Raw genomic sequence first — 13,261 nt, forward strand, 5'->3', positions numbered from 1 at the left:
AATAGTTAAGCATCCTGAGATATTTCAAGACGCAGGTCACCAATGGTTGCAACCCTTTCAGCAAAGGCATTGTGCCTGTGGATACTTTCTTCATTTATCTGTTTGATAGTGACAACTGCTTCATCAGGGAGGTGCTCGAAATCCTTGACAACATTCTTTGCCATGGTCCTTACACAATCCTCAACAAACTTTGGATTATTGTGAGCAGTCTGGACAACTGCTGCCTCATCAGCCCTCTTAAGAAGCTCAAATACACTGGAACTCATTGATTTTTCGATGATCTCAATGATCTTCTCGAGTGAAACATAAACGTTTCCAACAACCTCGATAGAGATTATGCCGCGTCCACGCTGATTGTGTGTTGCCATTGGAACCCTGTGAAGGAACTCTGCAATATGCTTGTTATCAACACCAATCTTCTCAAGTTCCTGCCTTGCGTTGTCCCTCATAATCTCCTGAGCGCATGGACAGGCAGTCATTCCCACCACTTCGGCACCGATTAGTTTCTTGACTTCCATATTTTCTACGTCATCACGCATTGCGATAGCTTCAGCGAAAATATCAACTACTTCCTGGCATTCCATCTTTGTAGAAGGTGATTCTCTTTTGAGGACATACTCACTCTTGAGGAGAACCTCTGCGCGGGTTGCGTATTCGTGACGCTTCAAAAGACTCTGGGCAACATCACTGCAAAGCTGCTCGATCTCATAGACCGGCATGTTGACCGCCATCTCGAGAACTTCATCAACAGCCTCAAAGTTACGTGAGAGGTTGGCACCTTTCAGGTGTGATGGGAGATCTACAAAAATATCAAAGGTACAAATAAGGATAACTGGACGCTTGTCCCTCCTTTTAATCTGTACGAGCTTTTTAACGTTGGTAACACCGACACGTGTCAGGTTAATGGGTATCTGGGGCTTGTTAGCCTGTATATCTGGTAATTTAACAACCGGGACTTCCATAATTATACCTCTAAAATCAAGTGAAGGATGAGGATCCGTTCTGCAAATGCAGATACCGGATAGTAATTATATCATGCTGAAAGGGATTCATTACATGTAAATGTTGTGTTAGGCTCAAGAATAATAAAAGAAAAGAAAATAGGAATACAGGAATGTAAAAAGTAACAATATGGCAACTGCGACCTAAAATAATATAAATCACTGCCGGTTTGCAAATCAAGTTAACTTGACATGTTGCCACATCCTGCTATAGCAACATGCGCTATTTTTTCAAAATTATATAAAAATAAGCTCATAATCTGCCCAAATAATTGCTCCAAATTGCAGTAAATGCCATAAAACGAGAACAAAAGACTACATTAAAAGAAAAATATATATACCTTATATACTAAATACGGTTAGCAGATGTAATCGCATAATGATTACGAGGTGACATCATGTCTGAAGCAAGAAATTTTGTGTTAAGAGACAAGAAAGGAAATGAGCATGGGGTATTCACTGGAAAACAGCCAAGACAGGCAGCTTTGAAGGTGGCAAACAGAGGTAAAGGAAGCAAATCAAAGCCAGAAGAGATCAGGCTTCGTGAACGTGGAACAAAGAAGGTACACGTATTCAAAGGCTGGAAGGAAAAAGTCGAGGCTCCAAAGAACAAGCCAGACTGGATGCCTGACAAGATCAACAAGCCTTTCGTAAAGAAAGTAGGCATTGAAAAGCTTGAAAAGGTCTGAATTTCATAAAGGACCCATATCATGGGTCTTTTGTTTTACTTTTCCATACTAACAATATACCAAGACAGCTATTTTATCGTAGCAGAAACTATTTTTAAATTAATTGAGCATATTAACAGGGAGCTCCGGCTATAATATGATGACTTGCCGGACCCAGAAAATATTCACAGGTAAACATCATGACACTTAATCGAGAGAATGTGCTTATTGAGGCATTACCATACATCAGGGAATTCCATGAATCAATAATGGTGATCAAAGTAGGTGGTCACGCAATGGTCAATCCTGAAGTGATGAGTGATATCATACAGGATCTGGTCCTTCTGAGATTTGTAGGAATACACCCGATCATTGTACACGGCGGCGGCCCGGAAATTTCAGAAAAGATGAAACGCATGGGCAAGGAATCCCAGTTTGTCGGTGGTTTGAGGGTCACTGATGATGAAACCCTTGAGATAGCCCGCATGGTCCTTGTGGGAAATATCAACACGGAAATTGTTGCCCTCATTGGCAAGCATGGTGGAAAAGGAGTTGGCCTTTCAGGCAAGGATGGTAAAACCATTATCGCCAAAAAGAAACCATCCCAGAAAGTGATGATCGAGAACGTAGAACATGAAGTAGACCTTGGATGGGTCGGCGATACAGAGATCATCAATACGGAACTGCTCAATATACTCATCAGGGAAGGTTACATTCCGGTAATTTCACCAATTGCCATGGATATCAATGGAAAAGCCCTGAACATTAATGCAGACACAGTCGCAGGAGATATCGCTGCTGCGCTGAAAGCTAAAAAACTCATCCTGATGACAGACGTCCCTGGTCTTCTAAGAGATATCAACGACAGAAGCTCACGCATATCAAGAGTGGCTATTGAAGATATAGACGATATGGTAGATAGCGGCCTCATATCAGGCGGTATGATCCCTAAAATGAGAAGTGCCGCAACATCCGTTACAAGCGGTGTCGAAAAGATACACATCATCGACGGAAGTGTTTCACACTCAATATTACTTGAGTTGTTCACTGACACCGGAATCGGAACAATGGTGTTTAAAAAAGGAGATGAGTGATTACTCATCTTTATATTTCATTTTCAAATTAAACAAATTCAATCAAGGATAGGACTACCAAAAGTGTGGTCTTCCAGTTCCAGAACCTGCCCCCAGAGATCCTTACAATCACAGGACAAATGCTCAAAGCATGATAGATCCTGCGTCAATGAGAACAATCTTATTGCATCGGCAACTGTGTGACTGCATTCCCTGCAATTGTGTGGTCCTCTTTTTGAACCGGCACCAACCGGGTCGGATGTGATTATCATATCAGGGAACTCTTTCTTTGTTCTCTGAAGAATATCTACAATGCTCCAGAGCCAGGGCGGACGATATTGCTTCCTGTCCCACAGGAATTCCACATAAGTACCGCGCTGGACATTGCATAGATTGATTGAAAAAGTGTCAGTGTACTCTGCGGCGTCACGGACTGTCTGGACAATATCCTCCAGAGCCTCTTTTTCTGAAAGGAACAGAGGTTTGAGCATGAGATATGACTTTACGGTTGCGCCGTTTTCCCTTGCCACAATCGCAGCATCAACAAAGTTCTGGAAAGTGAAGCCTTTATTGATAGATTGCTTGCGTATGACATCCGAACTTGTCTCAAGTCCCATTGCAACTTCAAAGTCCGTATTTTTAAGAACAGAAACACAATCCTTCACATTCTCTGCAGTCACAAACTCCGGGCGGGTCTCTGCCAGCACTTTAACGATCCGTTCATCGTTGTCCAGTTCTTCAAGTATCCTGTGCCTTACTTCAAGCGGGATTTCCTTTGTGTCAAGGAAACTGCCTGATGTGAATATCTTGACCATGAAACGGTCAAAATCTGAAGCCTTCCTCATTGCTTTTCCAAGCTGGGCCATCAGGTCATCATCTGAAGGACTGTCCTGTGCGCTGTCATAAACATAACCGCACATAGTACATCCTCCGGCTTTGCCCCACCAGCATCCGGATGTCTTGAAGATAATAGTAATTGTGTCAATCTCACCGGATTCAATGATATCCCTTCCAGTCCATGAGGCTGCAGGAACATCTAAAGGAGAGGGTTTTACCCTCTGACGATTACGGATATCAAGAACTGCTTTGTTAAGTGACATTTGTCTTGCTCTGGTTAATTGATATTAATTGTATAATTACTCGAATTCAATTGTTGCAGGTGGTTTTGGCGTGAGGTCATAAAGCACTCTTGCAACGGAAGGAATCTCAGCAGTTATCCTTGACTCGATCTTCCTGAGGACACTCCATGGAAGTTCCATTGCCTCTGCAGTCATTCCATCCCTTGAACCAACTGCCCTTACAGCAACGATCCAGCCGTGAACCCTTACGTCACCTTTCACACCGGTTCCCTTTCCGACAATTGCGGCAAAGGTCTGCCATGGCTGGAACTGCTCTACAAGTTCTTCCTCAACGATTGCATTGGCTTCCCTTACAGCCTCTACAAGCTCTTCGGTTACCTTACCAACGATCCTTACAGAAAGTCCGGGACCCGGGAATGGCATCCTTTCTGATATCTCGTGTGGAAGCTCAAGTGCGCGGGCAACTTCACGAACCTCATCTTTGTAAAGATCATCTATAGGTTCTACAATTGCCTTGAAGTCCATAACAGATGGAAGACCGCCTACATTGTGGTGGGACTTGATACCGCCCTCGGATTCGATCCTGTCAGGATAGATTGTTCCCTGAATGAGGTACTCGGCCTGGAGTAATTTCGCCTCTTCCTCAAAAACACGAATAAAAGTCTCACCAACTGCCTTACGCTTTTCTTCAGGATCCTCGATACCTGCAAGTGCTGAAAGGAAGCGGTCTTTTGCATCTACGACCTCAAGGTTCATATCAGCAAATATTTCCTTTATTCTCTCGGTCTCGCCTTTGCGCATGAGACCTGTGTCAATGTAAATAGGTGTAAGTTTGTCACCGATTGCACGGTGTGCAAGTATTGCGCAGACTGAACTGTCAACACCACCGGAAAGTGCTATGATGGCAGGACCATCGATCTGCGTCTGGATTTTTTCTATTGCCTTAGGAATGAATTTGTCTACTTTTACCATGAATGAGAACTCCGAATATAAGATTACTATGGGTTTTACCCTGAAATAGTGTTCCGTACATATTAATGCTCGCCCATAGATAAGAGCCTTGCCGGAGATATGAAGAAAGGATACTATGTGCATTAACAAGATTTGGAAGTCGCATAATCCTTTACTGAAAGACCTAAATACTTTCACCCTGCATAGCTGAAGATTAAATACATCAGTAACATATATTCAGGAAAAGTAAGTATGGTCTAAAGATGCACGAGACTCTCAGCAAGTACTTTGGATATTCTGATTTTCGTCCTTTACAAGAGGAAATAATCAATGATGTGCTAAATGACCGCGATACTTTTGTGCTGATGCCCACTGGAGGAGGCAAATCTCTTTGCTACCAGCTTCCGGCTCTTCTCAAAGATGGCATCACTGTGGTGGTATCCCCACTTATTTCCCTTATGAAAGATCAGGTAGACAGCCTGAAAGAGAATGGTGTTGATGCCGCATACCTTAACAGCACACTCAAACCTGCAGAATCGAGACGCATCTATGAGGAACTGAAAAGAGGCGAGATCAAGATTCTCTACGTGGCCCCTGAAAGACTCACAATGTCAGGCACCATTACACTTCTGAAAAGTCTCAATGTAAGTCTTTTTGCAATAGATGAAAGCCACTGTATTTCCGAATGGGGACATGATTTCAGACCGGAGTACAGAAAACTCGGCATGTTAAAAAAGAAGTTCACGAAAATACCCATTATTGCACTCACAGCCACAGCTACTCCGAAAGTAAGAGAAGACACCATAAAGCAACTTGGAATTGAAAATTGCGGGATATATGTTGCAAGCTTTAACCGGCAGAATCTGTTTTACCGCGTGCGTGCCAAGAAAGACACATACAATAACCTTCTGCAGTACCTCCGAAAAAAGAAAGGTGAAAGCGGGATTATTTACTGCCAGAGCCGCAGGACTGTGGATAGCCTGACTACCAAGCTCAGGAAAGACGGATTCAATGCACTTTCATACCACGCCGGGCTTACCGATCTTCAGAGAGCAAAGAACCAGGAGATGTTCATCAAGGACAGAGCAGACATTGTAGTTGCCACCATTGCATTTGGAATGGGAATCGATAAACCCAATGTCCGTTTTGTTGTACACTATGACCTTCCCAAAAACCTCGAGGGATATTACCAGGAAACAGGACGAGGGGGAAGAGATGGACTTGAGTGTGAGTGTGTACTCTTTTTCAGTCGTGGTGATAAATTCAAAATTGAATATTTCATCAAACAAAAGGACAAAAAAGAAGAAAGAGACATTGCAATCAAGCAGCTCAACGACATTGTAGATTACTGTGAAAGTAACATATGTCGCCGAAAAGTATTGCTCAGGTATTTCGGGGAAGAAATACCGGAAGACAACTGCGGAAAATGCGATGTCTGCCTCCAGCCCCGCATAGAAGTAGACGGGACTGCAGAAGCCAGACTGATAATCAAATGCATCCAGGACCTCGATCAGAGATTTGGAATGAACCATGTTATAGACGTCCTAACTGGTAGCCGGGCAAAGAAGATCACAGACAAAAAACACCACCTGCTCAAAAGTTTCGGACAGGGAGACTCATATTCCAAGAATGAATGGCTGGATATGGCGCGGGAGATGGTCAGGCAGGATGCCATCAAAGTTGAAGGAGCACGTTATCCGCTTCTTAAGCTTAACCGGAAGAGCCTGGAAGTGCTGGACGGAAAAAGAACCGTGAATTTTACCCGAAAAGTTGAGGATGCACAAACTGACTACGAACCGGTTACGCCAGATATTGATGAAGAAGAATTTGAGGAAGAATACAGGCCAGTGGTTCACCGAAGGATCAGCGATGACCCTGAGAAAATCCTTTTTGATAAATTAAAAGAGCTACGCATATCCCTGGCACAGATGCAGGATGTGCCGCCTTACATCATATTTGCGGATACGAGCCTTCGCCAGATGGCTGCCAGAAGACCAGCTACAAAAGAGGAAATGCTGAAGATCACCGGTGTTGGCGAGTACAAACTCAAGAAATATGGCGACATGTTCCTCAAAACTATTGCAGAACATCTGGAGACTGTGGAATCCCCAAATAAGAGTGATGAAAAAAGCAAGGCCAGAGCTCCCGTAAAAAAGGAAGTTAAAAATAAGGTTTCAGGAAATGGATTCCCAAAACCAGCCCTTAAAAAAGAAATTGTTCTAAAAGCCCTGGATGAACTGGAAGTTGACCTCATCAGAAGTATAAAAGATAAACTGGGTGGAAACTATTCTGATGATGAGATAAGGAATGTTTACCAGTCAATTATCAAAAGGAAATGATGGAACATCTTTCTGACATATGTTATTCACAGGTGTCAAGAAGGTGTCTTTTGGGTCGAACCCTCTGATCACCGGGATGAATAGGGTTTATCTTTGTCTTCTGCTCATCTTCGTTCTGCTTTTTGTTTTCAGGTTTCTTTTCTTCCATTGATCCATCTCCAGTTAATAATTTGGAAGAAACGATATTAAAACCTGATGCAAAACAGAAGTTAAAAAAAGATTTGAATGCAATTCACATCATCATGAACTGCATTGTCAGATAGAATATCAGATCACCGAAAACCACGGCAGTAATGAATCCGGCGGTTATCGGAATCATAAACGGCAGACCGGGCGTTATCCATACACCATTTTTTACCTTGCCTTCTTTCTCATACGCCTTTAGTTCTTTTATCACATCAGAACTAAGTTCCGTACCTGACCTGGAAAATCTGAAATTTACCCCATCCTTTGTTTCCTCATAGGAATCGATCATACGGAAATGACCTTTCTCCAGTTTTGATATCGGAGTAAGGTATCCTATGAACATGTATAACGGACGTTTCAGAGATTCAGATGGGTTTTTCACCAGATTATACAGGAATAGCCCCAGGGGGACGATCACAGTCAGAATCACTGAATTGCCAAATACACTGAAGGCAAAGAGATCGATCGGAGGAATTCCATTGAGTGGAAATGCAGTTGATCCGACCACAATGACCGGGAATGTAGGAATGATCAGCGAAATTACCATCAGGACCTTAGCATCTGCACCTCCGAATGCCCCGAACTGGAAAAGGATGTAAACAAAGGCAAATATGAATAGGAATGAAAGTATGTTGCGTATCAGATACGGAAGTCCATAGGTCATGAGATCATACATTATGAATATGAATCCCACACCGAACATCATAAACCATACATCATTGGAAACACGCCGGGTTTTGATATCCGAATAGCAGGAATATAACAAAAAAGGCATGCATGCAAGCACCTTTAACAATTCGATCATTTCAGTGTTTCTCCCATTTCTTAAGTTTCATGACCTCAGATAATGTCGCACCCCTGCGAATCTCTTCAAAAAGACGCTGCTCGGTCTTTTCAACCTCTTTTGCACGCCTTGCGATCTCATAGGCGCGTTCTTTAGGGATAACAACAACTCCGCTGTCATCGCCCACAATATAATCACCCGGATTTACAGTCTGGTTTCCGCAAACTATTTCGGAATTGATCTCACCGAAACCTTTGGGCTCTCCTGCATTGGGCACATGACACGTGGCAAAAACAGGAAGCCCTATTTTCCGGATCTCATCGATATCTCTCACTGCCCCATCGATAACCACACCGGCAACTCCTTTGTTAAGACAGCTCAAAGTGGCAAGTCCGCCCCAGGGAGCTACGTGCCTGCTACCATTGTAAATTACAATGACATCGCCTTGCTTTGCTTCATCTATGGCCTCAACTGCTTTAGCCCAGTCTCCTTTAAAGGTCTGGACAGTTACCGCAGTACCAACCATCTTTTCCCCTTCAAACATGGGGAAGATATCCTGCATGGCACCTTTTCTGTGCATGGCATCGGAGATATTAGATGTTGAAACTGATTCCAGTATAGCCCTTATTTCTTCATCCTTTGAAATTTTTGTGATTTGGACCGTTGAGGGCGAATCAACACTTTCCCTGATAGCCTTTGCAGATGCAGTTACATTAGATGAACGGACAATGTTTCCACCAACGATAACAACATCAGCGCCTGCATTTACAGCCTCTGCACACGAAGCCGCATCCAGACCACCTGCAATTGCAACCGGGATGTTGACTTTCCTGACCACTTCCTTCATGATAGAAAGTGAATCCTGACCCTCCATCTGCTGGTCAATCCCTGCATGTACATTGATATAATCAACACCCAGCTTTTCCACTTCCATACTGCGGGAAACCGGGTCGTTTGCAGATATCAAGTCTGCCATTATCTTTACTCCGTACTTCCTAGCTGCACGTACGGACTCGAGTATAGTGGAATCATCCGCACTTGCAAGTACAACTATAATATCGGCACCTGCCTTGGCACCCATTTCAACTTCCATTGCACCGGTATCAGTAATTTTCATGTCGGCAATGATGGTTTTCTCGGGGAAGGCATCCCTTAGTTTTCTGATAACGTCCATGCCCTCACTTTTGATGAGAGGGGTGCCAGCCTCAAGCCAGTCTGCGCCGCCTTCCAGAGATTCCTTTGCTATCTGTATTGCCCTGTCGGTTTCCAGGAGATCAAGAGCAACCTGAATAATTGGTTTAGTAGGATCAACTTTGGACATACTTACACTACTAAAATACTTGAAAACCTATAAATTTAATCACGTAAAAATTAACATTGTATATTTGTGAGATAGGAAATGAAGGATAATGAAGAGATTTCAACCCGGGAAAGAGAAAAACTATTGAAAAGCCTTCATAGTAGTCTTTTCTGGGTAGGGAAAGAAATCCCCTATACGATTACAATCAATGGGAATGAAGTACACCTGCACGAGATCGTATGGGAGATCGTTAACAAACCCCATATTGAAAGAAGCGATGTGGACAACATCGATAAGTTTCTGGAATTGCTGTCAGTTAAGGAGAAGGAGTATGAAGAAGGCCTTGCACATGGAAATGTTAGCTCTGAGAAGGCAAAAGAGATATTTGAGAAGGCTGCAGGCATTCGCAGGGCCATCATGGACCTTAAGGAATTGACAACATCTGCCAAGAGAAAGACTATTTTCAAATCCAGACACATATGTGACAATGTAGAAACATGCGAATGGGATAGTCTGACCGAGAATATGAAGGACAAACGCTGGAGCAAAAAGTCCTGACATAGCAGGCAAATATTATATCTCATGCAATGCCTTTAGTAGTCGATGAAATTTAAGGACCAACCTATCATTTCTATGAGAGAGTTCTCCAGAGAGATGATCGACCATATACTTACTGCTGCTGAAAAAATGGAGCCGATTGCACGCGGAGAAGAAAGGTCGGACCTGCTTTCCGGGAAAATCCTTGCAGTTCTTTTTTTTGAACCAAGTACAAGGACTCGAATGTCTTTTGAAACTGCAATGCTAAGACTTGGCGGAGATGTTTTGAACCTGGGATCGGTGGATGCCAGTTCCATTGCAAAGGGCGAAACACTTGCAGACACCATAAGGGTTGTTGACGGTTATGTTGATGCCATAGTTATCCGTCACCCGAAGGAAGGAGCAGCACACCTTGCATCAGAATTTTCCAGTGTACCTATACTTAATGCCGGTGACGGTGCAGGGCACCATCCAACCCAGACCCTGCTTGACCTTTATACGATCAAACGTGAAAGTCACCTTGATAACCTGAAGATAGCACTTGCAGGTGATCTCAAGTATGGAAGAACCGTTCATTCATTGTGTTATGCACTATCACTTTACGGTGCGCAGATAAACCTGATATCCCCTAAAGAGCTTCGTATGCCTGAAGAGATAATCAATGATATTATCGCAAGGGGAGCAAAGATAAAAGAAGTAGATACCATTGAAGAAGCCATCAAGGATGTTGATGTGCTTTATATGACGCGCATACAGAAAGAAAGGTTCCCTGATCCTGCTGAGTACCATAAAGTTGCTAACAAACTCAAGATCACAACCGATATGCTGAAAGGTGCTAAACCTGACCTTAAGATAATGCACCCATTACCAAGGGTGAATGAAATAGATGCTAGCGTGGATGATACACCACATGCATGCTACTTTAAACAGGCATTCTATGGAGTTCCTGTGAGAATGGCATTACTTGGACTTGTATTGGGAGCGATAGAATGACCGATATTGAGACAGAGCTCAGAGTTAGCAGGATAGAGAATGGTACTGTCATCGACCATATAACCGCAGGCAAAGCCCTTAATGTGCTCAAGATCCTCGGACTTCCTGATTCATCAAAGGGAGTTGTGAGTGTTGTGATCAACTCCAAAGGAAAATATGGAAAAAAAGATGTGGTGAAGGTCGAAAACCGTGAACTGAATGTGGAAGAAGTTGACAAAATAGCACTTATTTCTCCTAATGCAACCATCAATATTATACGTGACTTCAATGTTGCCAGCAAGTACAAGGTACACATTCCATCATTTGTGGAAGGAGTTGTCAGCTGCATTAATCCAAACTGCATATCCAATAGCAATGAGCCCATTACATCAAAGTTTGCTGTTGATACCGAAAATATATCCCTAAAACTCAGATGCTATTATTGCGGAAGAGTAATCTCTGAAAATATTGCAGAGTACCTGCTATGAAAAGATTCAATAAAAATAAAAGAAGGAAGATATGTTTGGAGGTAGTAACAATTGCACCAGGGCTTTCATGCCACAATAGATATTATATTGTGATATATATAATGTCGATGACCATTATTTCCTATTTGTCATTTAGTATTGTGAGCACAATTAAAGAATACTGCGCCACAATTGAACATGTGTGTGCCAAAAAAAAGGAGATTTATAATCCCAATATATCCTGCATGGTGTAAAGACCGGGAGCTGCATTGCCTATCCAGGCTGCTGCTTTGACCGCACCGCCTGCAAAAGCCTGTCTTGAATGTGCCTGGTGTTTTATCTCTATTCTCTCACCGTCACCTGCAAAAAGAACAGTGTGATCTCCAACTATATCTCCACCGCGTACTGCATGGATACCAATCTCTTTTCCACGGGGTGCAAAACCCTCACGTCCATACACGAATTCTTTGCCGCCAAGTGCTTCACTGATGACCTTTGCTGCACCCAGTGCGGTTCCGCTTGGTGCATCTTTCTTGTGCAGGTGATGAGCTTCTATAATCTCAATGTCCATGTCACCAAGATACCTGGAAGCTTCTGCAAGTATTTTAAAGAAAACATTTACTCCTATTGAATAGTTAGGAGATATGATGCCTGCAACGTTGTTGCTGATAATTGACTCTTCAATTGTCTTTTTCTGCTCAGAGGAAAGACCGGTAGTTCCGATTACAAGACTCACACCTGCTGATGCAGCCCTTGGTGCATTAACAGCAGTTGCATCTGCAATTGTAAAATCAATAAGAACCTGAGTTTTGGATTCCTTCAAAACGGATTCCATATCTTCTGCACTGGAAATTGGTACATTAAGAGTGCCGATCTGGGCAACTTCACCCACATCCTTTCCAATGTTCACAAGATCGAATGCAGAGGTCAGTTGTACATCTTCTGACCTGAGAATATTATCAATAATAAGTCTGCCCATTCTTCCGGAAGCTCCGGTCACACCAACATTGATCATGCGATACACCCCAGCTTTCGAAGAGCATTTTCAAGAAGAAGACTGTTCTCGTCGCTAAGTGGCGCAAGAGGAAGTCTCATATCACCACTTGAAAGACCCATAAGCTCAACTGCTCTCTTTACTGGTATCGGGTTAGTTTCTGTGAACAATGCACGTATAAGTGGTGCTATCTCAAAGTGAATCCTTCTGGCAGTTTCAAGGTCACATGCCTTCACAGCCTCTGCAAGCTGTACCATCTTAGCAGGAACAATATTAGCGACCACAGAAATTACACCTGCACCGCCTATGGCCATTGATGGGAACGTAAGACCATCCTCACCTGAGATTACCTCAAAGTCTTCGTCTGCAGTTTCTTCAATTATCTGTGAGAACTTGCTAAGACTACCGCTTGCTTCCTTGACAGCTACGATATTCTCAACCCTTGAAAGCTCTACAATAACTTCCAGTGGCATGTCCTGTCCGGTACGTGAAGGGACATTATACAATACAATAGGAATATCGGAAGCTTCTGCAATCTTCTTAAAATGAGCAATAAGCCCTGCGTTGTTGGGCTTGATATAATACGGGGATATTACAAGAGCGCCATCTGCTCCCGCGTCCGCTGCGTGTTTAGTAAGTTCCACCGCCTCTGCAGTGTTGTTAGAACCTGTACCGGCAATGACAGGAACCTTTGCGCAATCAACACAAAGATTAATCAGCTCTTTGTGTTCCCTGGTTTCCAGGGTTGCAGATTCACCAGTCGTACCACAGACAACAACTCCGGAAACGCCACCATCTTCCACAAAATCGACTATGTTCCTGAAACTTTCAGAATCAATAGAACCGTCCTTTGAGAATGGCGTTACAAGAGCAGGCAAAACTCCTTCGAACATGGGAACTTCCCCTCTCC

The 13,261-nt window shown here is 43.2% G+C and carries 14 protein-coding genes; 6 read left to right on the forward strand and 8 right to left on the reverse strand.

The window, feature by feature from the left end:
- Nucleotides 1-5: 5 nt before the first annotated feature.
- A complete protein-coding gene (mptA, locus tag RE474_RS05020; protein ID WP_309311884.1) occupies nucleotides 6-962 on the reverse strand; it encodes a GTP cyclohydrolase MptA in 957 nt (318 codons plus the stop codon).
- 437 nt (nucleotides 963-1,399) lie between these two features.
- Here mptA and RE474_RS05025 point away from each other — a divergent pair, with 437 nt between their 5' ends.
- Together RE474_RS05025 and argB are read left to right on the forward strand one after the other, a co-directional pair.
- Entirely contained in the window at nucleotides 1,400-1,690 is a 291-nt protein-coding gene (locus RE474_RS05025) for a non-histone chromosomal MC1 family protein (protein WP_091709600.1), read from the forward strand.
- A gap of 179 nt (nucleotides 1,691-1,869) precedes the next feature.
- Nucleotides 1,870-2,763 (forward strand): acetylglutamate kinase, encoded by an 894-nt coding sequence (gene argB / locus RE474_RS05030; protein ID WP_309311885.1) that lies wholly within the window; start codon nucleotides 1,870-1,872, stop codon nucleotides 2,761-2,763.
- A 38-nt stretch (nucleotides 2,764-2,801) separates the two neighbouring features.
- On the opposite strand, the gene RE474_RS05035 is transcribed toward argB, so the two are convergent.
- Nucleotides 2,802-3,842: an archaeosine biosynthesis radical SAM protein RaSEA gene (locus RE474_RS05035; RefSeq protein ID WP_309311886.1), complete on the reverse strand. Its 1,041-nt coding sequence runs from the start codon at nucleotides 3,840-3,842 to the stop codon at nucleotides 2,802-2,804.
- A gap of 36 nt (nucleotides 3,843-3,878) precedes the next feature.
- Nucleotides 3,879-4,793: a glutamine-hydrolyzing GMP synthase gene (gene guaA / locus RE474_RS05040; RefSeq protein WP_309311887.1), complete on the reverse strand. Its 915-nt coding sequence runs from the start codon at nucleotides 4,791-4,793 to the stop codon at nucleotides 3,879-3,881.
- A gap of 242 nt (nucleotides 4,794-5,035) precedes the next feature.
- On the opposite strand from guaA, the gene recQ reads away from it, so the two are divergent.
- Nucleotides 5,036-7,111: a DNA helicase RecQ gene (recQ, locus tag RE474_RS05045; protein ID WP_309311888.1), complete on the forward strand. Its 2,076-nt coding sequence runs from the start codon at nucleotides 5,036-5,038 to the stop codon at nucleotides 7,109-7,111.
- Between the two features lie 22 nt (nucleotides 7,112-7,133).
- Here the strand turns inward: recQ and RE474_RS05050 are convergent, their stop codons facing one another.
- The 3 genes from RE474_RS05050 to hxlA all read right to left on the reverse strand — a co-directional run bounded on the left by RE474_RS05050 (nucleotide 7,134) and on the right by hxlA (nucleotide 9,402).
- Complete coding sequence (locus RE474_RS05050) at nucleotides 7,134-7,259, reverse strand: hypothetical protein (RefSeq protein ID WP_309311889.1); 126 nt, start codon at nucleotides 7,257-7,259, stop codon at nucleotides 7,134-7,136.
- Between the two features lie 84 nt (nucleotides 7,260-7,343).
- Complete coding sequence (locus tag RE474_RS05055; RefSeq protein WP_309311890.1) at nucleotides 7,344-8,102, reverse strand: A24 family peptidase C-terminal domain-containing protein; 759 nt, start codon at nucleotides 8,100-8,102, stop codon at nucleotides 7,344-7,346.
- 1 nt (nucleotide 8,103) lies between these two features.
- Nucleotides 8,104-9,402, reverse strand: coding sequence for a 3-hexulose-6-phosphate synthase (gene hxlA / locus RE474_RS05060; protein ID WP_309311891.1), 1,299 nt, complete (start codon nucleotides 9,400-9,402; stop codon nucleotides 8,104-8,106).
- A gap of 78 nt (nucleotides 9,403-9,480) precedes the next feature.
- Between hxlA and RE474_RS05065 the strand changes: the two genes are divergently transcribed.
- From RE474_RS05065 to pyrI, 3 genes are read left to right on the forward strand one after another with little or no spacing between them, the layout of a single operon-like run.
- The gene (locus RE474_RS05065; protein ID WP_309311892.1) at nucleotides 9,481-9,939 is read left to right on the forward strand and encodes a DUF5788 family protein; all 459 of its coding nucleotides are present in this window, start codon (nucleotides 9,481-9,483) and stop codon (nucleotides 9,937-9,939) included.
- Between the two features lie 45 nt (nucleotides 9,940-9,984).
- Nucleotides 9,985-10,911 carry an aspartate carbamoyltransferase gene (gene pyrB / locus RE474_RS05070; RefSeq protein ID WP_309311893.1) on the forward strand — a complete coding sequence of 309 codons (927 nt, stop codon included), beginning with the start codon at nucleotides 9,985-9,987 and terminating at the stop codon, nucleotides 10,909-10,911.
- The gene (gene pyrI, locus RE474_RS05075; RefSeq protein ID WP_309311894.1) at nucleotides 10,908-11,378 is read left to right on the forward strand and encodes an aspartate carbamoyltransferase regulatory subunit; all 471 of its coding nucleotides are present in this window, start codon (nucleotides 10,908-10,910) and stop codon (nucleotides 11,376-11,378) included. The genes pyrB and pyrI overlap by 4 nt, the downstream gene beginning before the upstream one ends.
- Nucleotides 11,379-11,580: 202 nt before the next feature.
- Here pyrI and dapB read toward each other — a convergent pair whose 3' ends face one another.
- Nucleotides 11,581-12,372 carry a 4-hydroxy-tetrahydrodipicolinate reductase gene (dapB, locus tag RE474_RS05080; RefSeq protein WP_309311895.1) on the reverse strand — a complete coding sequence of 264 codons (792 nt, stop codon included), beginning with the start codon at nucleotides 12,370-12,372 and terminating at the stop codon, nucleotides 11,581-11,583.
- Entirely contained in the window at nucleotides 12,369-13,244 is an 876-nt protein-coding gene (gene dapA / locus RE474_RS05085; protein ID WP_309311896.1) for a 4-hydroxy-tetrahydrodipicolinate synthase, read from the reverse strand. The genes dapB and dapA overlap by 4 nt, the downstream gene beginning before the upstream one ends.
- Between the last annotated feature and the right edge of the window lie 17 nt (nucleotides 13,245-13,261).

This window comes from Methanolobus sediminis, assembly GCF_031312595.1.
GTDB classification, from domain to species: Archaea; Halobacteriota; Methanosarcinia; order Methanosarcinales; family Methanosarcinaceae; genus Methanolobus; species Methanolobus sediminis.

What these genes read in the sequence shown, in the direction of transcription:
- RE474_RS05065 (WP_309311892.1), top strand. Translation starts at nt 9,481, where the DNA reads ATGAAGGATAATGAAGAGATTTCAACCCGGGAAAGAGAAAAACTATTG.
- mptA (WP_309311884.1), bottom strand. Translation starts at nt 962, where the DNA reads ATGGAAGTCCCGGTTGTTAAATTACCAGATATACAGGCTAACAAGCCC.
- guaA (WP_309311887.1), bottom strand. Translation starts at nt 4,793, where the DNA reads ATGGTAAAAGTAGACAAATTCATTCCTAAGGCAATAGAAAAAATCCAG.
- RE474_RS05050 (WP_309311889.1), bottom strand. Translation starts at nt 7,259, where the DNA reads ATGGAAGAAAAGAAACCTGAAAACAAAAAGCAGAACGAAGATGAGCAG.
- hxlA (WP_309311891.1), bottom strand. Translation starts at nt 9,402, where the DNA reads ATGTCCAAAGTTGATCCTACTAAACCAATTATTCAGGTTGCTCTTGAT.
- RE474_RS05035 (WP_309311886.1), bottom strand. Translation starts at nt 3,842, where the DNA reads ATGTCACTTAACAAAGCAGTTCTTGATATCCGTAATCGTCAGAGGGTA.
- RE474_RS05025 (WP_091709600.1), top strand. Translation starts at nt 1,400, where the DNA reads ATGTCTGAAGCAAGAAATTTTGTGTTAAGAGACAAGAAAGGAAATGAG.
- argB (WP_309311885.1), top strand. Translation starts at nt 1,870, where the DNA reads ATGACACTTAATCGAGAGAATGTGCTTATTGAGGCATTACCATACATC.
- dapB (WP_309311895.1), bottom strand. Translation starts at nt 12,372, where the DNA reads ATGATCAATGTTGGTGTGACCGGAGCTTCCGGAAGAATGGGCAGACTT.
- pyrB (WP_309311893.1), top strand. Translation starts at nt 9,985, where the DNA reads ATGAAATTTAAGGACCAACCTATCATTTCTATGAGAGAGTTCTCCAGA.
- recQ (WP_309311888.1), top strand. Translation starts at nt 5,036, where the DNA reads ATGCACGAGACTCTCAGCAAGTACTTTGGATATTCTGATTTTCGTCCT.
- RE474_RS05055 (WP_309311890.1), bottom strand. Translation starts at nt 8,102, where the DNA reads ATGATCGAATTGTTAAAGGTGCTTGCATGCATGCCTTTTTTGTTATAT.
- pyrI (WP_309311894.1), top strand. Translation starts at nt 10,908, where the DNA reads ATGACCGATATTGAGACAGAGCTCAGAGTTAGCAGGATAGAGAATGGT.
- dapA (WP_309311896.1), bottom strand. Translation starts at nt 13,244, where the DNA reads ATGTTCGAAGGAGTTTTGCCTGCTCTTGTAACGCCATTCTCAAAGGAC.